This is a genomic window from Pseudomonas sp. WS 5051, assembly GCF_012985715.1.
In the GTDB taxonomy this organism is placed as follows: Bacteria; Pseudomonadota; Gammaproteobacteria; order Pseudomonadales; family Pseudomonadaceae; genus Aquipseudomonas; species Aquipseudomonas bubulae.
On record NZ_JAAQWV010000014.1, the window covers coordinates 15,938 to 38,994 of the forward strand.

At 59.6% G+C, this 23,057-nt stretch carries 20 protein-coding genes; 14 read left to right on the forward strand and 6 right to left on the reverse strand.

Going from position 1 to position 23,057, the window contains the following annotated elements:
• Positions 1 to 111 precede the first annotated feature (111 nt).
• Entirely contained in the window at positions 112 to 1,515 is a 1,404-nt protein-coding gene (locus HBN79_RS19030; protein ID WP_095018713.1) for an amino acid permease, read from the reverse strand.
• A gap of 137 nt (positions 1,516 to 1,652) precedes the next feature.
• Positions 1,653 to 2,534: a LysR substrate-binding domain-containing protein gene (locus tag HBN79_RS19035; RefSeq protein WP_095020640.1), complete on the reverse strand. Its 882-nt coding sequence runs from the start codon at positions 2,532 to 2,534 to the stop codon at positions 1,653 to 1,655.
• Positions 2,535 to 2,701: 167 nt separating this feature from the next.
• Between HBN79_RS19035 and HBN79_RS19040 the strand changes: the two genes are divergently transcribed.
• The 6 genes from HBN79_RS19040 (at position 2,702) to HBN79_RS19065 (ending at position 9,433) form a co-directional block, all read left to right on the forward strand.
• Positions 2,702 to 3,466 carry a sulfite exporter TauE/SafE family protein gene (locus HBN79_RS19040; protein ID WP_169917032.1) on the forward strand — a complete coding sequence of 255 codons (765 nt, stop codon included), beginning with the start codon at positions 2,702 to 2,704 and terminating at the stop codon, positions 3,464 to 3,466.
• Positions 3,467 to 3,609: 143 nt separating this feature from the next.
• Positions 3,610 to 4,200, forward strand: coding sequence for an NAD(P)H-dependent oxidoreductase (locus HBN79_RS19045; protein ID WP_169917033.1), 591 nt, complete (start codon positions 3,610 to 3,612; stop codon positions 4,198 to 4,200).
• A 116-nt stretch (positions 4,201 to 4,316) separates the two neighbouring features.
• Positions 4,317 to 5,237, forward strand: coding sequence for a LysR family transcriptional regulator (locus HBN79_RS19050; RefSeq protein ID WP_169917034.1), 921 nt, complete (start codon positions 4,317 to 4,319; stop codon positions 5,235 to 5,237).
• 336 nt (positions 5,238 to 5,573) lie between these two features.
• Positions 5,574 to 5,831, forward strand: a complete 258-nt coding sequence (locus tag HBN79_RS19055; RefSeq protein ID WP_095018716.1) for a DUF3077 domain-containing protein — start codon at positions 5,574 to 5,576, stop codon at positions 5,829 to 5,831.
• Positions 5,832 to 6,120: 289 nt separating this feature from the next.
• Positions 6,121 to 7,788: a gamma-glutamyltransferase gene (gene ggt, locus HBN79_RS19060; protein WP_095020641.1), complete on the forward strand. Its 1,668-nt coding sequence runs from the start codon at positions 6,121 to 6,123 to the stop codon at positions 7,786 to 7,788.
• Between the two features lie 199 nt (positions 7,789 to 7,987).
• Positions 7,988 to 9,433, forward strand: a complete 1,446-nt coding sequence (locus tag HBN79_RS19065) for a SulP family inorganic anion transporter (RefSeq protein ID WP_169917035.1) — start codon at positions 7,988 to 7,990, stop codon at positions 9,431 to 9,433.
• A 52-nt stretch (positions 9,434 to 9,485) separates the two neighbouring features.
• Here HBN79_RS19065 and HBN79_RS19070 read toward each other — a convergent pair whose 3' ends face one another.
• Positions 9,486 to 11,408, reverse strand: a complete 1,923-nt coding sequence (locus HBN79_RS19070; protein ID WP_169917036.1) for a methyl-accepting chemotaxis protein — start codon at positions 11,406 to 11,408, stop codon at positions 9,486 to 9,488.
• A gap of 368 nt (positions 11,409 to 11,776) precedes the next feature.
• Here HBN79_RS19070 and HBN79_RS19075 point away from each other — a divergent pair, with 368 nt between their 5' ends.
• The gene (locus HBN79_RS19075) at positions 11,777 to 12,499 is read left to right on the forward strand and encodes a histidine phosphatase family protein (RefSeq protein ID WP_232527685.1); all 723 of its coding nucleotides are present in this window, start codon (positions 11,777 to 11,779) and stop codon (positions 12,497 to 12,499) included.
• Positions 12,500 to 12,545: 46 nt separating this feature from the next.
• On the opposite strand, the gene HBN79_RS19080 is transcribed toward HBN79_RS19075, so the two are convergent.
• From HBN79_RS19080 to HBN79_RS19090, 3 genes are all read right to left on the reverse strand, one after another.
• Positions 12,546 to 13,052, reverse strand: a complete 507-nt coding sequence (locus HBN79_RS19080; protein WP_095018720.1) for a hypothetical protein — start codon at positions 13,050 to 13,052, stop codon at positions 12,546 to 12,548.
• 92 nt (positions 13,053 to 13,144) lie between these two features.
• The gene (locus tag HBN79_RS19085) at positions 13,145 to 14,605 is read right to left on the reverse strand and encodes a phospholipid carrier-dependent glycosyltransferase (protein WP_169917038.1); all 1,461 of its coding nucleotides are present in this window, start codon (positions 14,603 to 14,605) and stop codon (positions 13,145 to 13,147) included.
• Between the two features lie 90 nt (positions 14,606 to 14,695).
• Positions 14,696 to 15,991, reverse strand: coding sequence for a carbohydrate porin (locus HBN79_RS19090; RefSeq protein ID WP_095024395.1), 1,296 nt, complete (start codon positions 15,989 to 15,991; stop codon positions 14,696 to 14,698).
• Between the two features lie 176 nt (positions 15,992 to 16,167).
• Between HBN79_RS19090 and HBN79_RS19095 the strand changes: the two genes are divergently transcribed.
• From HBN79_RS19095 to HBN79_RS19125, 7 genes are all read left to right on the forward strand, one after another.
• Positions 16,168 to 17,181 (forward strand): ATP-grasp domain-containing protein, encoded by a 1,014-nt coding sequence (locus HBN79_RS19095; protein WP_169917039.1) that lies wholly within the window; start codon positions 16,168 to 16,170, stop codon positions 17,179 to 17,181.
• Positions 17,182 to 17,221: 40 nt separating this feature from the next.
• A complete protein-coding gene (locus tag HBN79_RS19100; protein ID WP_169917040.1) occupies positions 17,222 to 18,364 on the forward strand; it encodes a trypsin-like peptidase domain-containing protein in 1,143 nt (380 codons plus the stop codon).
• A 77-nt stretch (positions 18,365 to 18,441) separates the two neighbouring features.
• The gene (locus tag HBN79_RS19105; RefSeq protein WP_095020647.1) at positions 18,442 to 19,578 is read left to right on the forward strand and encodes a phosphoribosyltransferase domain-containing protein; all 1,137 of its coding nucleotides are present in this window, start codon (positions 18,442 to 18,444) and stop codon (positions 19,576 to 19,578) included.
• Positions 19,568 to 20,326 carry a trehalose phosphatase gene (locus HBN79_RS19110; protein WP_095018724.1) on the forward strand — a complete coding sequence of 253 codons (759 nt, stop codon included), beginning with the start codon at positions 19,568 to 19,570 and terminating at the stop codon, positions 20,324 to 20,326. The genes HBN79_RS19105 and HBN79_RS19110 overlap by 11 nt, the downstream gene beginning before the upstream one ends.
• Positions 20,319 to 21,413: a cysteine protease StiP family protein gene (locus tag HBN79_RS19115; RefSeq protein ID WP_095024398.1), complete on the forward strand. Its 1,095-nt coding sequence runs from the start codon at positions 20,319 to 20,321 to the stop codon at positions 21,411 to 21,413. Before HBN79_RS19110 ends, HBN79_RS19115 begins: the two co-directional genes overlap by 8 nt.
• Entirely contained in the window at positions 21,413 to 22,372 is a 960-nt protein-coding gene (locus HBN79_RS19120; protein ID WP_095020649.1) for an HpcH/HpaI aldolase/citrate lyase family protein, read from the forward strand. Before HBN79_RS19115 ends, HBN79_RS19120 begins: the two co-directional genes overlap by 1 nt.
• Positions 22,369 to 23,046: an HAD family hydrolase gene (locus HBN79_RS19125; protein ID WP_095018727.1), complete on the forward strand. Its 678-nt coding sequence runs from the start codon at positions 22,369 to 22,371 to the stop codon at positions 23,044 to 23,046. The genes HBN79_RS19120 and HBN79_RS19125 overlap by 4 nt, the downstream gene beginning before the upstream one ends.
• Positions 23,047 to 23,057 lie beyond the last annotated feature (11 nt).

Below are 23,057 nucleotides of genomic sequence, written 5' to 3' on the forward strand. Positions count from 1 at the left end.
CCTCACCCTAACCGCAGCGATACTCTGACAGATGCCTGGTTCCGACCCCCAGATGCGCAAAAGCCCCGGCACTGTTTTCAGTGCCGGGGCTTTTTTGTAACAGCCAAATGCTTAGTGCGAGTTGGCCAGAGCCTTACCGGTGCGCAGGCGCAGCACATAGAAGCCGTAGATGATCAGCAGCCACACCGGAATCGCATACACCGACGCACGAACGTCGGGGATCATCCAGATAACCGAGACGATCACCGCCATAAACACCAGGCACAGGATATTGCTGAACGGGAACCAGAATGCCTTGAACGAAGGCGTCACGCCCTGAACGGCCATGGCCTTGCGGAACTTGATATGGGTGAGGCTGATCAGTGCCCAGTTGATCATCAGCGAGGCAACCACCAGGGCAAACAGCAGCTCCAGTGCCTTGTGCGGGGCCACATAGTTGACCACCACGCACAACAGCGTCACCAGTGCCGACACGCCCAGTGCACGCAACGGCACGCCATTTTTGGTCAGCTTCATCAGGGCTTTGGGGGCATCACCCTGCTCGGCCAGGCCAAACAGCATGCGGCTGTTGCAGTACACGCCGCTGTTATAGACCGACAGCGCGGCAGTCAGTACCACAAAGTTGAGGATTTGCGCGGCGGTATCACTGCCGATCAAGGCAAAGATCTGCACAAACGGGCTGCTGCCGTAGGCATCGCCGCCGGCGCCCAGGGTTACCAGCAACTGGTCCCACGGGTACAGTGCCAGCAGCACGGTCAGGGCGCCCACGTAGAAAATAAGGATCCGGTACACCACCTGGTTGATGGCCTTGGGGATCACCTTTTTCGGCTCGCTGGCTTCCGCCGCGGTGATACCCACCAGCTCCAGGCCACCGAAGGAAAACATGATAAAGGCCATGGCCATCAGTAGCCCCATGCCGCCATTGGGGAAGAACCCGCCGTGGCTCCACAGGTTGCTGATCGACGCCTGAGGGCCGCCGGTGCCGCTGAACAGCAGGTAGCAACCCAGGACGATCATGCCGACAATCGCCACCACCTTGATAATGGCAAACCAGAATTCCATTTCGCCGAACACTTTCACGTTCAGGGTATTGATCAGGTTGACCAGTACAAAGAACACCACGGCGCTGACCCAGGTTGGCACCTCGGGCCACCAGAACTGGATGTACTTGCCCACGGCCGTCAGCTCGGCCATGCCCACCAGCACATACAGTACCCAATAGTTCCAGCCCGACAGAAACCCCGCATAACCGCCCCAGTACTTGTGGGCAAAGTGGCTGAAGGAACCGGCCACTGGCTCTTCGACGATCATTTCGCCGAGTTGGCGCATGATCAGGAACGCGATAAAGCCGGCGATCGCATAGCCCAGGATCATCGACGGCCCGGCCGACTTGAGTACGCCCGCCGACCCCAGAAACAGGCCCGTACCGATAGCGCCGCCCAGGGCAATCAGCTGGATATGGCGGTTTTTCAAACCGCGTTTGAGTGTGACCGGGGGGGAATTAGCGTCAGCCATCGGGTGCCCTGTGAGTTGTTATTCTCAAAACTGGATAAAAGTACCCGTGGGCAAAGGCGCCCCGGGTGTCGCAAGCCCCGGATATTACTCTGGGTAAAAACCAAGGCATACAGGCTGGCAGTAAACGGCGACTATTCTTACAAGCTCAAAGCTTCCAGCAATGCCATGGCATAGGTGGGCAATTGCGCAAACGAGCGGGCGCACAGCAGCAATTTGCGATCAGCCCAGGGCTCGCTCAAATTCACCACTTCAAAGGTGCGCGGGGCCTGCCAGCGCTCGATGGTGGCCCTGGGCACAATCCCCAGCCCGGCGCCGCGAGCGACCATGCGCAATACCCCGTCAAAGCCTTCGGCACGGATACGCACCTGCATGCGACACCCCATATGCAGTGCCTGTTCTTCCAGGTACACCGCCAGCGCGCTGCTGGCCGACAACCCGACATAGTCATGGCTCAGGGTGTCGCTGAACGAGAGGCCGGGCCTGTGGGCCAGCGGGTGGTCGAGGGGCATGACCAGTACCAGCGGGTCATCGCGAAAGGGCCGGGTTTGCAGGTCACGGGTGTCTACCGCGTTGGAGATCACACCGATATCGGCGGCGTCCAGGCGCAGGGCATGGGTGATGCGCAGGCTGGTGAGTTCTTGCTGGTCGACGCTTATGGCAGGGTGCTGGCGTACAAAGTCGGCGAGTAGCTCGGGCAGGTATTCGGTGAGGGCGGCGGTGTTGCACAGCAGGCGGATACGGCCTTTGAAGCCCTGGGCGTATTCGCTCAGGTCGTGGTTCATGCGCTCCACCTGCTGCAACAGTAACCGGGCATGTTGGGCCAGCGCTTGCCCGGCAGGGGTAGGGCTGATGCCACGACGGCTGCGCTGCAAAAACGCCACGCCCAGGGACGCTTCCATCGCCCGGATCCGCGCACTGGCGGCAGGCAGCGATAGATGGCTGAGGCTGGCGCCGGCGGTGATATTGCCTGCCTGCAGCACATTCAAATACAGACGCAGGTCAACCAGGTCGAAGTGCATGAAAGGTCCTTGAAGATCCTGTAAAGATTCTAAATAGCGCCGCAAACCGCTGTTGTAGCAGCCTTCGGCAGTTGCTACGGGCGAGGGGTTCTGCCTATTGTCATGAAAGAGGCTGACTCTGTGCATGGCGCATTTTCAGGCGCTGGCCCATGCCCCAGCATAGGCCCATGAAAACACTTGTCGAGTTTTACCAACACCTGGGATGGGCCTTGTCACTGCTGGTGATAGTGACCTTTTTGCTGGCCGGTACGGTCAAGGGCGTCATCGGCCTGGGCCTGCCGACTGTCGCCATGGGTATGCTCGGGCTGGCTATTGCTCCGGCGCAGGCTGCGGCTCTGCTGATTATCCCGTCCATCGTGACCAACGCCTGGCAACTGACCGCCGGCGGCCAGCTGCGGGGGTTGCTCAAACGTCTGTGGCCCATGCAGCTGGGGATTTTTATCGGCACCGCGTCAGGCATGCTGTGGCTCAGTATCGATGGCGGTAGCTGGGTGGTACGAGCGCTGGGCGCGGCCCTGTTGCTTTATGCCCTCAGCGGGTTGTTCCTGCCCACCCTGCGCATCGCCCCGCAGCGCGAACCCTGGCTGGGCCCGGTGTGCGGGCTGATCACCGGGGTCATCACCTCGGCTACCGGGGTGTTTGTTATCCCTGCCGTGCCCTATCTGCAAGCCCTGGGCCTGAGCAAAAACCAGTTGGTGCAGGCCTTGGGTTTGTCCTTCAGCGTCTCCACATTGGCCCTTGCCGCCGGGCTGTACTGGCGTGGCAACCTGGCTGGCGCTGAGCTCAATGCCTCATTGCTGGCGCTGTTGCCCGCAATGCTCGGCATGTGGCTGGGGCAATGGTTGCGCCAGCGCATCAGCGCCTTGCTGTTTAAACGGGTGTTTTTTATCGGCATGGCGCTGCTGGGTACTCACTTGCTAATCAACAATTAACAATGGATTCGTGCTGTAGCGGCAAAGGTGATTTGACCCATCACGGGTTTTTCTCATGCGAGGGCAACGATATTCTGCCGACATGTTTTTGAACCCCCCTGTCGCTCAACAGCGCTGAGGGTTTAACCCCCTGGAGGCTGATGATGAAAAAAATACTCTTGCTTAACGGTGCGAAAAAATTCGCCCACTCCGATGGTCGCTACAACCTGACCATGCACGACACTGCGCTGGCGTTTTTTGATCGTCAGGGTTTTGAAGTCAAAGTGACCCATATCGACGAAGGCTACGATATCGCCGAAGAAGTGGAAAAATTTCTTTGGGCTGACGTAATCATCTACCAAATGCCCGGCTGGTGGATGGGCGCGCCGTGGATCGTTAAAAAGTACATGGATGAAGTGTTCACCGAGGGTCACGGTAAACTTTACGCCAGTGACGGCCGCACCCGTTCCGACGCTTCGCAGCGCTACGGCAGCGGCGGCCTGATTCAGGGCAAGCAGTACATGCTGTCGCTGACCTGGAACGCACCGCGGCAGGCGTTCGATGACCCGGCCGACTTCTTTGAAGGCAAGGGCGTGGACGCGGTGTACTTCCCGTTCCACAAGGCTAATGAATTTTTGGGCATGACCGGCCTGCCGACTTTCCTGTGTGTTGACGTGATGAAACGTCCGCAGCCAGACGTTGATGCGGCCCGTTACGAGCAGCACCTGGCCGAGGTGTTTGGCCTGAAGGCGTAAGCGACGCAGGGGTGGGAGCGGGCTTGCTCGCGATGCAGGCAACTCGGTTGTTATGACGAACCGCGGTGATACCATCGCGAGCAAGCCCGCTCCCACACGTAGATAAGGTCGACCGCGTGAAAGCCAGATCCGATGAGCTGCAAATCTTTGTTTCGGTGATCGAGTGCGGCTCGATATCTGCCGCCGCCGAGCAGGCCGGGCAAACGCCTTCGGCCGTGAGCCGTACGCTGTCACGGCTGGAGGCCAAGCTTGAAACCACGCTGATCAACCGCACCACGCGGCGCATGGACCTGACCGAGGAGGGCAAGTTCTTTTTCGAACGGGCCAAATTGATACTTGAGCAAATGGACGAGCTGGAAGAGCGCCTGATCTCGCACCAGCGTACCCCCTCCGGGCGCTTGCGCATCAATGCCGCCGCGCCGTTTGTGCTACATGCCATCGTGCCGTATATCCCTGAATTCCGTGCCCTGTACCCCGAGATTCAGCTGGAACTCAACAGCAACGATCTGATTATCGACCTGCTTGAACAAAGCACCGATATTGCCATTCGTATCGGCACCCTGGCCGACTCCACCCTGCATGCCCGCTCCCTGGGGTGCAGCCCGCTGAATATCCTCGTCAGCCCGGACTACATTGCCGCCCACGGCATGCCCACAAATGTTGCGGATTTGGCCCACCATACCCTGATAGGTTTTACCCAGAACGATGGCCTCAACCAGTGGCCGCTGCGTTATGCCCAGGGCGACCGCTGGCCCATTCAGCCTGCCATCAGTGCCTCAAGCGGTGAAACCGTACGTCATCTGGCGTTGCAAGGTCAGGGCATCGCCTGCCTGTCGCACTTTATGACCCACGAAGATATCAGCGCCGGGCGCCTGCAGGTGGTGCTGGGCGAGTTCAACAGCGGCTATCGCCAGCCGATCCATGCTGTGTATTACCGCAACTCGCAGCTGGCGCTGCGCATTCAGTGCTTTCTGGACTTTATCCAGGCCAAGCTCGCCAGCTACGCGATCTGCGACAAGCTCACAGGGCTTGAGTGAGGTTCCTACATATAAAGCAACGTCTGCACCTGCTGCGTCGCTTTCTATTGAGGGACGATTCCTAGAGAATCCTTGCTGTCTTGTGGCGCTGCAAACGGGTGGCTAGTCTCGCCGGGTCGCTGATTTCAGTGACCGGTTTTGACAGACCGTTGAGGGATATCAAGATGGACGCCAACAACTTTTCATCGTGTTACGGCGGCTGCGTACGGGGCACTTTCGAGTGCGCCGGGTCTTGATATCTCTCCTCGGTCTGTCAACCCGCACGCAGCTGCCACCCTTACCGATTGACAGCGGGACAGTGGCAGTTCTTTCAGCCTGTTTTCGAGAGATTTTGCCATGAAAAAAATTGTTCCCGACCCTCCGCTGCTCACCACCGCCCATCAGGGCACGTCGCTATTTAGCATCAACCCCGGCGTACCGATGCAGGAGGCGCTCAAACATGCCTCGCTGTTGCTCAAGGGCGCAGAACTGACCGCCGACGACATCCGTTCCCACCTCAGCGGTTTTGAGGCCGAGCAGTTGTGGTGCGTAATTCACGGCGTCGAGCTGGCCCGTGGTCTGGTGGATGCACTGATCACCGAAACGCGCACATAACGCCCTCTGTAGCAGCTGCCGAAGGAACGAGGCTGCGTCCGGCTGCGCAGCAGTCGTAAAACCCTACAACCTGGTGTTTCAGGTATACCGCGTTTGCAGGATTTGCGATGACTTCGTCGTCGAACGCAGCCTCGTTCCTTCGGCAGCTGCTACCAGTTCTGTTTTGGTGCAGAACCGCGCTGCCCTCAAGGGTGTGTGTCATTGCGCACTTTTACGTTTGTTGTTTGAAAATATCACCGAATTCAGACAAGGTTCGGCCACAGTTGATAACAATAAAAGGATGTATCGAATGCGCATTGTGTGGTTCAAAACCCTGGCCCTGACGGCTGCCATCGCGGCCAGCTCTTCGGCGTATGCCGTCACCCTGGACGGCGGCGCAGTCGCCGCACCCGATCAATACGGCGCCGAAGTGGCCGCACAAATTCTCAAAAAAGGCGGCAACGCCGTCGACGCCGCAGTTGCCACCGCCTTTACCCTGGCCGTGACCTACCCCGAAGCCGGCAATATCGGCGGTGGCGGGTTTATGACGATGTACATCGATGGCAAACCCTATTTCCTCGACTATCGCGAAACCGCCCCCAAAGCCGCCAGCCGCGATATGTACCTGGACGACAAAGGCGACATCATCGAGAACTTGAGCCTGGTCGGTTCCCGCGCTGCCGGCGTGCCGGGCACGGTGATGGGGCTGTGGGAAGCGCATCAACGCTTTGGCAAATTGCCGTGGGCCGAATTGCTGACCCCGGCCGTGGGGTATGCGAAAAACGGCTTTAAAGTGGCCGATCAGCAATTTCAGTACCGCGAAGATGCACTGGCGCTATTCAAGGGCACTACCAATTTCGCGGACTACTTTGGCAGCATGAAGCCCGGGCAAACGTTCAAACAGCCAGAGCTGGCCGTGACCCTGGAGCGCATTGCCGACCAGGGCGCCAAGGAGTTCTACCGCGGCAAGACCGCCGACCTGCTGGTCGCGCAAATGCAGCAGGACAAGGGCTTGATCACCAAGCAAGACCTCAACGACTACAAGGTCAGCTGGCGTGAGCCGATGCGCGTGGATTTTCGCGGCAACACCCTGTACACCGCGCCGCTGCCAAGCTCGGGCGGTATTGCTCTGGCGCAGTTGATCGGTATCAAGGAGGACCGCGCAGCGGACTTCAAAGGTGTGGAGCTGAACTCTGCGCCCTATATCCACCTGCTGGCCGAAATCGAAAAACGTGTGTTCGCCGACCGTGCCGACTACCTCGGCGACCCGGCCTTCGGCAAGATGCCTGTGGCCGAGCTGACCGATCCGGCCTATATCGCCAAGCGTGCGAAAGAGGTTAACCCGAAAGCGATTTCACCGACCGCCAATGTCAAACCGGGCCTGGAACCCCATCAGACCACGCACTTTTCCATTGTCGACAAACAGGGTAACGCGGTCAGCAACACCTATACCCTGAATTGGGATTACGGCAGCGGCGTTGTAGTTAAAGGCGCGGGCTTTTTGCTGAATGACGAAATGGATGACTTCAGCTCCAAGCCCGGGGTGGCCAATGCTTTTGGTGTGGTGGGCGGCAATGCCAACGCTATCGAGCCGGGCAAGCGCATGTTGTCTTCCATGAGTCCAAGTCTGGTAACCCGCGATGGCCAGGTTACGCTGGTGCTGGGCACGCCGGGTGGCTCGCGGATTTTTACCTCGATTTTCCAGGTGCTCAACAACATCTACGACTACGACTTGCCACTGGAGAAAGCCGTAGCTGCACAGCGTGTGCATCACCAGTTGCTGCCTAAAGACACGATCTACTTCGACGCCTATGCGCCACTTACCGGCAAGGTGGCTCAGGAGCTGAAAGCGATGGGCTACACCCTGGAGGATCAGGGCTGGAACATGGGGGATATTCAGGCCATCCGGGTTAAAGGCACTGAGCTTGAAACCGCCTCCGACCCGCGTGGCCGTGGTGTGGGGATGGTGGTGAAGTAAGCCCGCAACGCACATAGACGCATCACTCTTGTGGGAGCGGGTTTGCTCGCGATGCAGACACCTCGGCCATTCTGGTTCACCGAGTTGTTGCCATCGCGAGCAAGCCCGCTCCCACAATTGCTTTTTAGCCCCTGCAATTTGTTACCATCTGTTGCCTGTAACTCCCTCAGTTTTTCCCGTCCCGAATTTTAGGTAAACCATGAAACTCTCACGTCTGCGCGCTGATGTCCTGGCCGGACTCACGACGTCCTTCGCGCTGTTGCCCGAGTGCATTGCGTTCGCGTTGGTCGCCCATCTCAACCCTTTGATGGGGCTCTATGGCGCGTTCATCATTTGCACCCTAACCGCGCTGTTTGGCGGCCGGCCGGGCATGGTGTCCGGTGCTGCCGGGTCGATGGCGGTGGTGATCGTTGCCCTGGTGGTGCAACACGGTGTGCAGTATCTGTTGGCTACGGTGCTGCTGAGCGGGTTGATCATGCTGGCGTTCGGCTTGTTCAAACTCGGCAAGCTGGTACGCATGGTGCCGCACCCGGTGATGCTGGGCTTCGTCAACGGCCTGGCAATCGTGATTGCCATGGCGCAACTGGATCACTTCAAGGATGGCGACACCTGGCTCAGCGGTATGGCGTTGTACATGATGATCGGGCTGGTGGCCGTGACCATGGCCGTCGTCTATCTGTTGCCTCGTCTGACCCGCGCCGCGCCACCTGCGCTGGTGGCCATTTTGGGCGTAGGGCTGGCGGTGTACTTGCTGGGTTTGCCAACCCGCACCCTGGGTGACATGGCGCATATCGCCGGTGGTTTGCCCAGCTTCAGCCTGCCGCAGATTCCCTGGACCCTTGAGACCCTGGGCATCATTGCGCCCTATGCGATCGTGATGGCAGTGGTGGGTTTGCTGGAAACCCTGCTGACCCTCAACCTCACCGACGAAATCACCGAAAGCCGTGGCTACCCGGACCGCGAGTGCGTGGCGCTGGGGGCGGCCAATATGGTGTCGGGGGCATTCGGCGGCATGGGCGGTTGCGCGATGATAGGCCAGACCGTGGTTAACCTCAGCTCCGGCGGGCGCGGGCGATTGTCCGGCGTGACCGCCGGTGTGATGATTTTGCTGTTTGTGTTCTTCCTGTCGCCATTTATTGAACGCATTCCGCTGGCGGCGCTGGTGGGGGTGATGTTTGTGGTGTCGCAGCAGACCTTTGCCTGGGCCTCTTTGCGAGTACTGAACAAAGTGCCGCTCAACGATGTGCTGGTGATTGTCGCGGTGACCGTGATTACCGTGTTTACCGATCTGGCGGTAGCGGTGATGTGCGGGGTGGTTATTGCTGCGCTCAATTTTGCCTGGCAGCAGGGTCGCCAGATGTATGCCGACGCGGATCTGCAGAGCGATGGCAGCAAGCTTTACCGTGTGCACGGCACGCTGTTTTTTGCCTCGACTACGATGTTTCTCAAACAGTTCGATCCGGGTAATGACCCGGCGCAGGTGACACTCGATTGTCGTCATTTGAGCTTTGTCGATTACTCGGCCATTGCGGCACTGGACACTTTGCGCGAGCGCTATCGCAAAGCAGGCAAGCATCTGCGGGTGTTACACCTGTCCGAGCGCAGCAAGAAGTTGCTCAAGCGCGCCCGGGTTCAGCACGAATAAGGTCAGGAGCCCCTTACTACCCCTCTCCCGGTGGGAGAGGGGACAGAGCGCTCTACACCTTGAAGTGGCTGACCATCTCTTGCAGCTGGTTACCCAGCCGCGCCAGTTCAACACTGGACTTGGCCGTTTCATCACTCGCCGCTGCGGTTTGCTCGGACACGTCGCGCACGTTGACGATGCTGCGGCTGATCTCTTCGGCGACCGCAGATTGCTGTTCGGCAGCAGCGGCAATCTGTTGGTTCATCGACTGAATATTCGACACCGTGCGCGTGATGCCCTGCAGCGAGGTGCCTGCGTGGCGGGTCAGGGTCACGCTGCTGTCGGTCAGGGTGCGGCTGTTTTGCATCACGGTGGCCACGTGCTGGGTGCCGCTTTGCAGGGCCGCGACCAGGGTTTGAATCTCTTCGGTGGATTTTTGCGTACGCTGGGCCAGGCCACGCACTTCATCGGCCACTACGGCAAAACCGCGCCCGGCGTCACCGGCACGGGCTGCTTCGATTGCGGCGTTGAGGGCCAGCAGGTTGGTCTGCTCGGCCACGGCCTTGATCACGTCCATCACGCTGCCGATCTTGTCGCTTTCCTGTTGCAATACGGCCATGGCTTCGGTTGAACGACCCACTTCCACCGCCAGGCGCTCGATCTGGTCAATGGCCTGGTTGACCACGGTATCGCCTTCGCGGGCTTCATTGTCTGCGGCCGCGGCGGCTTGCGAAGCTTGCTCGGCATTGCGCGCCACTTCCTGCACGGTGGCGGTCATTTCATGCATGGCGGTGGCCACCTGATCGGTCTCGATCTTCTGGCTGTTGACCCCGGCGCTGGTTTGCTCGGTCACCGCGGACAGCTCTTCGGCGGCACTGGCAATCTGGCTGACGCCATCACGGATACCGCTGATCAACTCGCGCAGGGTCGTACCCATGCGTGCAATACCTTGTTGCAACACGCCCAGTTCGTCGCGACGGGTGACGCGCAGGTTCTGGGTCAGGTCGCCACTGGCGATGCGATCGACCACGGCCAGGGTTTCACGCAGGGGCACGGTGATCTGGCGGGTGATGATCACGGCCGCGGTGATGCCAAACAGCAATACCAGCAAGGTGGTGATCAGTTGCATGCTGTTGGCCGTGGCGCTTTCGATGTCGCGGCGTTCCAGTTGAATCTTGTACAGCTCATCGCTGCGGCCAAGGATGCTGGAGCCGTATTCGGTCATGTCCTTGCGCATGGCAATGATGGTGTTGTCGGTGCTGGTGTACAGCTCCAGCGCCTGCTGGTACTGCTCCATGGTTTTGTTCAGGGTGCGCAGGGTGTCGCCGGCATTGGCGGCAAAGTGCGAGCTCAGGCGGTCAAGGCTGGCAAGGGCCGCGTCCAGTTGCTGGCGTGCGGCCTTTTCCGTGGCGGGGGTGGGCGCAGCAATATAAGCGCGCACCTGATAGCGCGAGAGCAGGAACTGTTCACGTACTTCAGACACGCTCTGGTACATGGCAAAACGGTTTTCGTCACCTGCGGGCAGTTGCAGGGCGCGGTTCAGCAACGTCGTGATGGCGTCCTGGGCCAGAGCGGCGCTGCGGTCCATGTCGGCACGGGATGCGGCGGACTCGACGTAAGCCTTGCGCATGCTCACCAGTGCACGCTCGTAGCGGCCGATGATGGCTTGTTGCTCCTTGAGCAACTTGAGGTTTTCCGGGCTCTGGAAGGTGGCAATCAGCTGACTTTGTTGCGCAGAAAACGCGTCAATGCTGGCCTGTACACTTTGTGCGGCAGTTTCGTCGCCATCGGTCAGCATGTATTGCAAACGCGTCACCCGCAGGTTGGTAAACGCGGTGTTTAAACGGGTGATGTCGCTCATCCAGTTACTGCGATCAATCATTTGGCCCAGACTGATCCAGTTGCTGACGGCCATTACGCAGGTAAGGGCCAGTACCAGGCCAAAGCCCAGGGACAGTTTCAGGTTGACGCTGATATTGCTCAGCCATCTATTCATAGAGTTCTCCAGGAACGCTGCACGCATGATCTAAGTTCGCTGGAGGGAATTATTTTTTTTGACCCAGCCGAGTGTTGTGTTGGAGGGGTATCGGCTGCATTCGCCAGAGCTGAAACGTTTTGTTGGGCGCCAGTTCACATAACAACCTATCCATTTGAGTAGCGTGCCTGGATTGCGCTTTTACGCTTTTTTTCACATCCGTTTCACCTGCCTCTGACCTCCCTTTTTTTAGCCTGCGTTCAGCTAATAGAGACCTGCTTTATGCAAGTCTGTTTATACCGCCGGGCCGCGAAGCGACCCGTTGTCATATTCGCGTTATAGGGTGTCGGTCAGTGATATCACTGGCTGGCGCAGAGGGCATAAGCATCGTGACGTTGAGTCTTGATCAGACCGGAATTAACCGTACGCTGTTGCGTCGTGCTCTGCTCCGTTACAAAAATGTGCTGGTGGTGATCGTGGCAAGTGCGCTTGCCGTTGCGCTGACATTGAGGCTGCTGGCCCCTGCGGCCCCGCCTGATCTGGCGCAGCCCAGCCATGCCGATCGTGTGTTGTTGCTCACCGACAGCTGGGCCAAGGGTGATGTGATTGCGCTGGTTCGACACGGCGAGCGTTGCGACCGTTCCTCGGCCCAGTGCCTAGGCCCCATGGACGGCGTGACGGTGCGCGGTGAAGCAGCAGTTCAGGCGCTGGGCGCAGACTTCAGGCAGTTGGGGCTCAGCCATACTGATATTCACAGCAGCCTGCTGACCCGGGCCCGACAAACCGCCGATGCCATGTTTGCCCGCCCGGTAGAGGCGCAGGACTGGCTGTTCAACTGCCGCGGCAGCATGCTGCGTGATGCTCTCAAGCACAAAGTGGCGGGCCACAACCTGATTCTGGTGAGCCACAGCGAATGCATGGACCAACTGTTGATGGACATGAACCTGTCAACCAGCACCACGTTTGGCTATGGCGCTTCGTTGTTTATCAAGACCGATGGCGCGAACGAGGATCCGCAGATGCTGGGCTATATCGAGCCCAAAGACTGGAAAAATATCGTGCCGGTGGTCACCCCGAACAACCGTCACGGGTTTGAAGCCTCGCAGTTCTAATCGTGGGCGCGAGCAGGCTCGCGCCCATAGAGTCAATCTATCGCCCTCAATTGTGCTTGAACAAACGATCCCAGTTCTGTTCTGCCGGCAATGGCAGGTCGCTGAGTTCGCGGGCCACCACGTTTTCGATATCGTTGGCGCTGAGCACTTTTTCGTCGAGCCATGGCCAGGTCGCATCCGCATCGCGGAAGTTGAGCTGGTTGTTCAATTGCTGGCACGCCTGGGCGAGCAAGTGCATCAGCGCCCACAGGCTGGTGATGTAGGGCTTTTGTTGCTCGGGGATGCGGTTGAGCAGGGCGGCCACGTCAGGCAGGTTCGCACCGGGTGACAGGTTGCTGCGCAGGTTCCATAGAATCGCGCCGTTGTTCGACACCTCCTGATTGGCCAATGCCGGGTCGGTGCTGACCTCGACATTGAGTTTCACATGCTGCTGCTCTAGCTGATCGATCAGATAGTTGGCCAGATCGGATTTGCGCAAGAAGGCGGTGGCCGTATTGAAGGCCAGGTGAGCGTCGTAGTCGCTCAATGTTTTGCTGGATATACCGATGGTCATGGCGGGCTCCTTGGTCGGGAATTGTCCAAGGAGCGTAGTCAATGTGCCGTGATCGGCCACGGTATCTGCGGTTGCGTTGCCCGGGATCAAGTTTATGGGGCTGAAGCGGCCAGGCTGACAAGGTAGAAGTGGTGCCGGCCGACGCTGAGCTTGTCGAGAGTCTTGAGGGCCATGCCCGGTATCTCGGGGTTTTCTACCAGGGCGATATTGTCGGGGGATGCGCTGAGGAATGCCTGCAACTCTTCTGTTGAACTGAGGGTGTGCTGCAACTGCTGGCTGTAGAACACCACGGCGCCGAGGCGTTCGTCGGGCCGCAGCAGTGCGACCTGCTTGCCGCTGGCCTGCAGGCTCATGACCTCAGCGGCGAGGGGCTGGAAAGACTGTTCCTTGTCGGCCAGCGGTGCCCGATGGGCCGCCAGCAGGTAGGCGCCCACCAGAGCCGCCAGCAGCGCGATGGCAAGCGGGCGATGGTTGTCGCTGAAGAATTTGGCCACGGTCGAGTGCGCGCTTTTTTGGTACAGCCAGCCCAGCAGCACCCGGGCGTACTCGGCGGCAATCACTGCAGCCGCAGGGGCCATCGACATCATGTACACCGCCCGCTTGCTGGAGGCGAGGTTGAGCAGCACAAATTGCGCGACCAGCCATACACAGAAAAACAACAGGAAGGGGTTGCTGCGCAGTTGTTTGCGAAAGTGCCACAGACCCAGATAGGTCAGCAGGTTCCACGGCAGGAAGGCTTCGGGCAGTTTTCGCAGGTAGTAGTAAAAGGGTTCGTAATGCCCGGCTTCAACAAAGGGGCCGCTAAAACGCCCAACGCTGTTGGTCAGCAGCAGTTCGCTGACTAACGGCATGCCGCCGCGCTGATAGAGCATGCACAGCCAGACCGTCAGCGGGATCAGCCCCAATAGGGTCAGCAGGGCAGGGCGTAGCCAGTTGCGCGGCTTGAAGCGTTTTTCCAGCAGGCTTTCACACACCAGATAGACAAAAATCACCACGCCCGGCAGTGCCAGGCCCAGGACGCCTTTGCTCAAGGTGGCAATGGCGATGCCGGTCGCGAATAACAGCCAGCTGCCCCGGGCAAAACCGGGCTGGCGGTTGGCATGAAAAAACGCCAGCAAGGCCATGGTTACGCCCAGGGTGAGCAAGGCATCTTCGCCCACCTGGCGGGTGTTGCCCCAAAATATGCCCATGGTTGCCAGCATGGCGGCGGCTGTCCAGGCCAGTGCTGTGGGGCGGCCCAGCTTGCGCAGCATTGCATAGAGCAGCAACACGCAAAATAGACCGGCAAAGGCCGAGGCCAGGCGTACGGCGAACAGTTCGCCGCCGAATACGCGAATGGCTCCTGCATCCAGCCAGAGGCTCAGGGGTGGTTTTTCCAGGAAGGGGGCATTGAGCAAATTGGGCGTTACCCAATCGTCGCTCAGGTGCATCTGCATGGCTATGCCTGCCACGCGGGACTCTGTCGAGCCCTGCAATTGGTGATTCCCCAGCGCAAAAAAGAACAGCACGCAACCGAGAAGCAGTAACAGCAGGGCAGGACGAGTCAGACGCATTGGGCTACCAAGCAGCAATCGAATGGAGTACTGCCTGGAGTATAGGAGGGCAAACCTTAAAGCTTTGTGAAAGCTACGCAAACGGTTGTGTCAGAACGTTGCCTTGACCTGCAGCCCCGCGACCAGCGCATTGCTGCGCTTGGCGCCGTAGAATGCCCCTGGCTCGATGATGTATTGCAGGTCCGGGCGCAACAGCAGCCACGGCGTGACTTGCGCGCCGTAGTTGAGCTCCAGCAACTGCTCGCCGCTGTCCAGGCTGGCGATCATGTCCGCCTGTTCCGGGCTGCTGGCTGCCGCTTCCTGCACGTCGCGGGAGCGCGAGTTGAATACGGCGCGGCCGTAGGCAAAGGCGATGCTGTCTTTGGGGCGGCTGGCAAACGGCTTTTGTTTGACCAGGCCTACCGAGTACCAGTGGCGCATAGGCGAGGTCGCGGCATTGCTGCTGGATGCCTGGCCAAAGGCGCGCAATACGCTTTCGGGGTCTTGCTCATCACGCCAGATGGCCTGGTCGACCAGCACATAGGCGCCGGTGCGGTTGTTGGCTTTTTGCGTGCTGCCAATCTTGCGGGTATTGGAGGTGTCGTAGTACCAGCCCACTTTGTATTGGCCATTGAGCCAGGCGTTGTTGGTGAAGATCGCTTCCAGCGGCATGATCGCTCCGGTAGTGCCTTTGGTGGTCATGCTGAAGGCTTCGGAGGAGCGACTGTTGTATTCGGGGTTGACCTGGAACACGGCGGTTTGCAGGGTCAGGGCCGGGCTGACGGTGTAGCGCAGTTCGCCGCCCCAGTGGCCGGTGGGGTAGTTGGTCCAGCCGCTGCCATTGGACTGCGTCAGCGGATGCGCGCAGAAACCGGCGTTGACGAAGCTGGTCAAGAGCGGCATGCCGCCAAAGTCGTTGCCCATTGGCATAAAGCCAACCTTGGTGGTCAGGTCTTCGGAAAACAGCGTGCGCTGGTAGCTGAACTCGGACAGGCGGGTGTAGTTGCCGCCGGCGTTTTCCTGGATTGGCAGGCGGTTGCCTACGAGGTCTTCGGAGGCGCTGTGACCGCGACGATCATTGACGGTGATTTGCACCAGGCCAGCATCGGCGCTACCCAGTATTTTGCTCAGGTCGAACTGGGCACCGATACGCACTTGTTGCGAGTAACGGGTGCCGTGCTTGATCCCGCCATGCAAGTTGGAGAAGGTTTCGGAGTTGTAATCACCGGTCAGCTTGATGCCTTTGTCGATCAGCTTTTGGCGCTCGCCGCCCCAGTCGCCGGTCAGGGTCGAACGGTTCATCAGGTTGTCGGTGGTGTCGGCCAGTACGCAGGCAGGCGTCAGGGCCAGCAATGACAAGCCGCCGCACAGGCTGGTGTTCAGCAGGGCGCGGGAAGAGAAAAACATCTACAGAAGCTCCTTTATATGAAGTGTCGGCGACGGGGCGCGACACGATGCCGCACATTATGAACTATTTAGTTAATTAATTTCATATTTGGTTACACGACCTCCCTCTAATGACTAAGGGCGTTGGTAGCGGCCATCCGCTAGACTCCCGCGTTTATCCGTACCAAGGGATGTTCATGATCTGGTTTCTTGAAGGGCAATCGAGCCAACGCGATGTGATTGCAGGTGCCCGGGCGGCGCTGCCGGACACCGTGCAAATTTTCGCCTCGCACCGCCAAAATCGCCCTGAAATCACCGGATTGGCGGATGTCGCCTGGCGGGAGCCGCAAGACAATCAGGAGCGCATCGGCTGGGTGATCGAGCAGGCCCGCGCCCGGCAGATCAAGGTGGTGCTGGCCGGGCGTGTGGGTCAGGTATATGAAGCGCACCGCGCCGAGTTCGAAGCAGCCGGGTTGCAATTGATTACCGGGGCGCTGGACCTGGAAACCTTTGAGCGGGTTGACGACAAGTCGACGTTTACCCGTGAGGCCCTGGCGGCCGGGCTGGCGTGCATACCGGCGATGACGGTGAGCACCCAGGCTGAACTGGAGACGGCTTACGCCCAGTTGGCCCGCGACGGCCAGGTGTGTGTAAAACCGACGCGCGGTATTTACGGCCAGGGCTTTTGGCGTTTGGCCGATAACGTGGACCCGTTTCGCAGTTTTGCCAATGCCGACGCCCATGAAGTCAATGCGGCGGTGTTTGCCCAGGCCTACGGTCAATCGGATGCGCCCCAACCGTTGCTGGTGATGCCTTATATGCCCGGCAGCGAATGCTCGGTGGACATGGTCTGTGAGGCGGGCGAGGCCGTGGCCTATGTGGGGCGGCGCAAGCAGGGCCTGATGCAGACATTCGAGCGCGATGGTGCGGCGGTCGAACTGACGATCAAGGCGGCGCGGCACTTCAAGTGCGACGGTATCGTCAATGTGCAGACCCGGGATGATGCCGCAGGCCAGCCGCATTTGCTGGAGATCAACCTGCGCTATTCTGGCGGTATCGGCTACACCCGCGAAGCCGGAGTCAACCTGCCGGGTATCTTTGCCGCACGCCGCCTGGGCCTGCCCGTGCCAGCCAGTACATGGCGCGAGAATGTGCAGGTCAAGGCAATCACGGTGGTGGTTCCGGTTCGCGGAGAAGAGCTGTTAAGGTGATCAGCTCTTGTTTGTCGCGGGCACAGGGGAGTCACAAGCGATGATATTGATGCCGGGCGCCAATGCGGCCCTTGAATCTGTGCGTTGTGAGATGAGCCTGACCTGCTCGCGAGCGGGCGCATTGGGTGACTATGCGGGGCTGGCGTTGCTGGCCGTGGATGGCAAGCGCCAACCCGTCGGGGAGCCTGCGCTGATACACGCCCCGCAACCCTGGCTGGCATGGCATGACACCGCCGGCCTGGCACGCTTCAGCCTGGTGCTGGAACAATTGCCTGCAGATTGTGAGCGTGTATTGCTGGTGCTCTATGTGTTCGGCGCGCTGGGTCCGTTACGTGAACTCGGCCAGTTCCGGCTCAAGGTCGGAGAGCAGATCGAGCACAGTCTGGCACTGGATGAGTTCGGTGATGGCACAATGGTCATTGCCGAGGTGTACCGACGCAGCGATCAATGGAAAATCCGCGCACTCGCCGAAGCGTCCGCCTACGGCTTGAGCGCGTTTGCCCGACGCCTGGGGCTGGCTCTGGATGATCGTCATCCGCAACGCATGAGACCTGAGGCATCAGACGACAGCGTTGCGCGCCAAGGGGCTACAGGTACTGGTTTTGCCGTAAGCACCCAGCATATTTTGACCTGTGCCCATGTCATTGAAGGCCTCGAGCAATTGTCGATTACGTCCTTTGAGGGTCGATACAAGGCGGAGTCTGTGGTGGTCGATCGCAAGAACGACCTCGCTTTGCTGCGGGTCATTGGTGCCCCCCCTTTGAACCCGGTGACTTTTCGTGAGGGCGTGGGCTGTGAGCTGGGCGAAAGTGTCGTCACCCTGGGGTTTCCGCTCGCCGGGCTGGCAGGCGGTGGCGTGCAAGTTTCCCAAGGTGTGGTTTCGGGCCTGTTTGGCCTTCGCGACGATGCCAGCCTGATGCAGTTCACCGCACCGATTCAGCCCGGCTCCAGCGGAAGCCCGGTGTTTGACCCGCAAGGATTGGTCAGTGGCCTGGTGACCTCGAGCATGGCGGATGCGCAGAACATGAACTTTGCTGTCAAGTCGGCACTGGTACTGGCGTTCCTTGAGGCAGCCCGTGTACCGGCCCGGCGCGGGTGCAGTGAACGTTCGTTGAGCACGCCGGAGTTGGTACGCGCTTCGCAGGCTGGACTGTGGCGGATTGACGCCAGCCATCTTCAGTAACCATTTTTTACTTGTCTTAACCCCCCGTCTCCCTAATCGTCCCCCATTTTTTCAGTATGTTCAGGTAGTAAACATCAATGAACAGCGGTAATTCCAAGACCGAACCCAAGGTATTGCATGCAAACCTCAAGCGCGGTCGTCTGGAGGTAGAGGTCAATGCATCGACCTTTGAGCCACAGGCACTTTTCGATTTTGCCGAGCGCCGAAACCCCAAGCGCGCCTTTTTATTCGTTTCCCGTGTATTGGGGCGTCATATCCCGGCACGGCCGTCACTGATGGCGGAAAGCTTCAATGCCCTGGCTGCAAAAATCCCTGCCGACCTGCCCGGTCCGGTGCTGGTTATCGGCATGGCTGAAACCGCCGTTGGCCTGGGTGCTGGCGTGCACCGCGCGCTCAGCCAGACCCGTGATGACAGCGTGTACCTGTGCAGCAGCCGCCACCCTACGGGCAGTGAACTGTTTGCCCGTTTTGAAGAAGAGCACAGTCACGCCAGCTCGCATCTGCTGCATTTGCCGCAAGACGCACACACCCGCGAGATGATGCTCAACGCCCGCTCGCTGGTGCTGGTGGACGATGAAGCCTCTACCGGCAATACCTTTATCAATCTGTCCCGGGCGCTGGCCGAAGCAGGGCTCAACTCGGTCGAGCGTATTGTCACCACGACCCTGACCGACTGGTCCCGGGACGCTGTGCGCAAGGCCATGGGCGATCATGTCAGCAGCGTCTCTTTGCTCGATGGTCGCTACACGTTCGCCGAAGATACCACCGCAGAGCTCCCTCAAATGCCCGAAGTGGGCAGCGTGGCCCAGGGCGACTGGGCACTTGATGCCAGCCGTGACTGGGGTCGCATGGGCGTTCGCGAACACCTTGATACCCTGGCGCCCGATCTGCAGGTCGCCCCTGGTGAACGGGTCTTGGTGGTCGGCACCAGCGAATTTGTCTGGCGCCCGTTTCTACTGGCCGAGCGCCTTGAACGGGCGGGTGCCGACGTGCGCTTCAGCTCCACCAGCCGCTCGCCCATTGCCTTGGGCCATTGCATCGATCATGCATTGTCGTTCTCGGACAACTATGGCCTGGGTATCCCCAACTTTCTTTATAACGTCGCCCCCGGCCAGTTCGACCGGGTGCTGATCTGCAGCGAAACCCCGGCAGCTGCGGTCGATCCGGCGCTGGTTAGCGCGTTGAATGCGCAGGTAATCGTTGATGAGCAGTAATCGTCCTCTGGTGTTCGTTGATCTGGACGACACCCTGTTTCAAACCGCCCGCAAAATGGGTGATGAGCCACGCTTTGCCGCCACCCTGGATGTGGACGGCCAGCCCAACGGCTTTATGAGCGCAACACAAAAGAGCTTTGTGGAATGGCTGCTGGCCACCAGCGATGTCGTCCCCGTAACTGCGCGCAGCATCGAGGCCTATCAACGTGTGCAATTGCCGTTCGTCCACGGCGCGGTGTGTGCCCACGGCGGCGTGATTCTCAAGCCCGACGGCTCGCTGGACCCGGTCTGGCATGCGCGCATGTGCGACGAACTGGCCCTTGAGCAAACCCGGTTGCATCAACTGAGCGAGCAAACCCTGGCCATTGGTGCCGAACTTGGCTTTTCGTTGCGTGGCTGGGTGGTTGAAGAGCAGGGCCTGGCCAATTACGTGGTCACCAAGCACAACAACGAAACCGACGAAGCGCTGCTCGTCGTATTGGCCGAGGTCAAGGCGCGCGGGTTGCTCGATGGCCTGTATGTACACGGCAATGGCAACAACCTGGCGTTTCTGCCCATCACCCTGCAAAAGCGTGAAGCGGTACGTGAATGGATCCGCCGCGATCAGGCGATCAACGGCAAGCGCCCGTTGCTGGGCTTCGGTGACAGTGTGTCGGACCTGGGCTTTATGGCCGAGTGCGACTGGTGGGGCACGCCCAAACGCGGGCAGTTGGCCGCTCATGTGCTGGCGAGCGTCGACCATGAGTAATGCTTTCGCAGGCCTGGAAACCGTCGGCAGTGGCAGCTATGACGCCGATGACGTGCACTTTTTACTGCGCGCCCTGCAGATTGAAGTCACCGACGTGCAGGAAAAAGAGCGGCTGATCCAGACCCGGCAACGCCATTACTCCGAGATGATCAGCCAGGAACATGCACCGTCCGACACCCATAAAAGCCTTTACCAGCGTGCCCTGACGCAAAATGGCGCGCGCATGGCGGCCGATGTGCAGGCGCTGGCGCTGGCCTTGAATGAGCGCTACAACGGCCCCTCGATTGCGCTGGTGTCCTTTGTGCGCGCCGGTTTACCGCTGGGTGTACTGCTGCGCAGGGCGCTGCTTGATCTGGGGCGCGAGGCTGCGCATTACGGCATCAGCATTATTCGTGACCGTGGAATCGACAACGTCGCACTCGAAGCTATCATCAAGAGCCACGGTGCCGAAAACATCGTGTTTGTCGATGGCTGGACCGGCAAGGGCGCGATCAGCGGCCAGATCCGCGAAAGCCTGGCGGGAGACTCGCGTTTCCCGGCAGACCCACGCCTGGTGGTGTTGGCGGACCCTTGTGGCCGCGCCTGGCTGGCGGCGTCCGCTGAAGACTGGCTGATCCCCTCGGGCATTCTGGGGGCTACGGTTTCCGGGCTGGTTTCTCGTTCCATCTGGCCGCAAACCCCGGGCCTGCATGGTTGCGTGGTGTATGACCATTTGGCGGAACACGACGTGACCATGAGTTTTATCCACAGCATCGAAACCGAGCGGGCACAGCTTGCCCCGTTGGCCGCTGCGCAACCCTGGACACTGGATCAGGCCGCAGCCTTGCAACACTCGGCGGTAGCCGCGGTCGAACGTATCTCGACGCGGTTTGCGGTGACAAACCCCAACCGGGTCAAACCGGGTATCGCCGAGGCCACCCGCGCCGTGATGCGCCGGGTACCGGACCACGTGCTGGTGCGCAACCTTGACGATCAGGACGTGCAACTGCTGTTGCACCTGACGCGCCAGGCCAATATCGAGGTCCAGGAAGTCGGTGATGAACTGGGGCCGTATCGCGCTGTGACCGTAATCAGGAGTGTTCGCTGATGATCAAGCATTCAGCCTATGCCTTGGGCGCCACACTTTATATGCCAGCCACCCGTCCCGATATTCTGGATGTGGTGCTGGGCGAGAAGATCCAGGGTTTACGCTCGCTGGTGGTGTGCCTGGAAGACGCCGTGGCCGAAATCGACGTGCAGCAGGGGCTGAACAACCTCAAGAACCTGCTGTTGGGCATCGAGGCGCGTGGCGGCCGTCCGTCGAGCGGGCCGATCCTGTTTGTGCGCCCGCGTGATGCGGCAATGGCAGCGGTGCTTAATGATTGGTCGCTGATGCGCCATGTCGACGGTTTTGTGGTGCCCAAACTCAGCCTGGGCAATATCCGCGAGTGGCAGCAGGCGGTGACCCGCGACGACCTGATGCTGATGCCCACTCTGGAAACCCCGGAAGTCTTTGTGCCCAATGCCATGGTAGAGCTGCGCAGCGCCATGCTGGAGCTGTTGCCTGAGCGCATTATTGCCCTGCGCATCGGTGGCAACGACCTGATGGGCTGCCTGGGTTTGCGTCGTCCACAAACCATGACCCTGTACAGCACGCCCATGAGCTATGTGATTCCCATGTTGTGCGGGATCATGGGCTCGGCAGGTTTTGCCCTGACCGCACCGGTGTTCGAGCAGCTCAATACGCCACACGTGCTGGATCAGGAACTGGCGCTGGATATGGCTCACGGGCTTGTAGGGAAAACTGCGATTCACCCGTCACAAATTGCAGTTATCCACAGGGCGTTGCAAGTCAGCCTTGAAGATCTCAACAGCGCACGCCAAATATTGAGTGAGGCGGCGCCTGCGGTGTTCAAGTTCAACGACGCCATGTGCGAGCCTGCGACCCATTACAAATGGGCGCAAACAATTATTGAACGGGCACATTGGCAAGGGGTTCGCCCTGAAGTCGCCTGCCCGACAGACACTTTTGGAGGCAGCCTGAGATTGGCTGAATTAGTGGGTTGAACGACGTTTTGAATACATCGGACAAAGGCAACAAGCAGGTTCTGTCAGCGTTCGACTTCGATGGCACACTGACCTATCACGACAGCTTTGTGCCGTTTTTGCGCTTTGCCTTTGGCAATCGCCTGTTCGCGATGCGCCTGTTGCGGATGATTCCGGCCACGGCGTGCTACCTGCTGGGCAGGATTTCTCGCAATGATTTGAAAGAGAAACTGATCGCGGTCTACCTGACCGGCGCCAAAGAGGCCTGGGTAAAGGAGCGCGCTGAAGCATTTTGTGACGTTTCCTGGCAGCGTCTGATGCGGCCTTTGGGCTTAACATCCGTCGCCAACCAGATTGAGCAGGGCGCCAAGGTAACAATTTGCTCGGCGTCCCCTGAACTGGTGCTCACACCTTTTGCCAAAAAACTCGGTATCGGCTTGATCGGTACACGGCTGGCCTCAGTCGATGGCGTGCTGACCGGGGATATCGAGGGCACCAACTGTCGCTGTGAACAAAAAGTCATTCGGCTGGAGGCGCAATACGGGCCTCTGGACCAATACACACTGCGTGCCTGGGGTGACACCCGGGGCGATGAACAGATGCTCGGAGCCGCTCAAGAGCCGCATTGGCGTGAATTTCACGCACTGTGGCGTCGCAAGCGGCCACTTGACGTGTGCTTGCGCGAGGAGCTGTAAGCCAGGCGCAA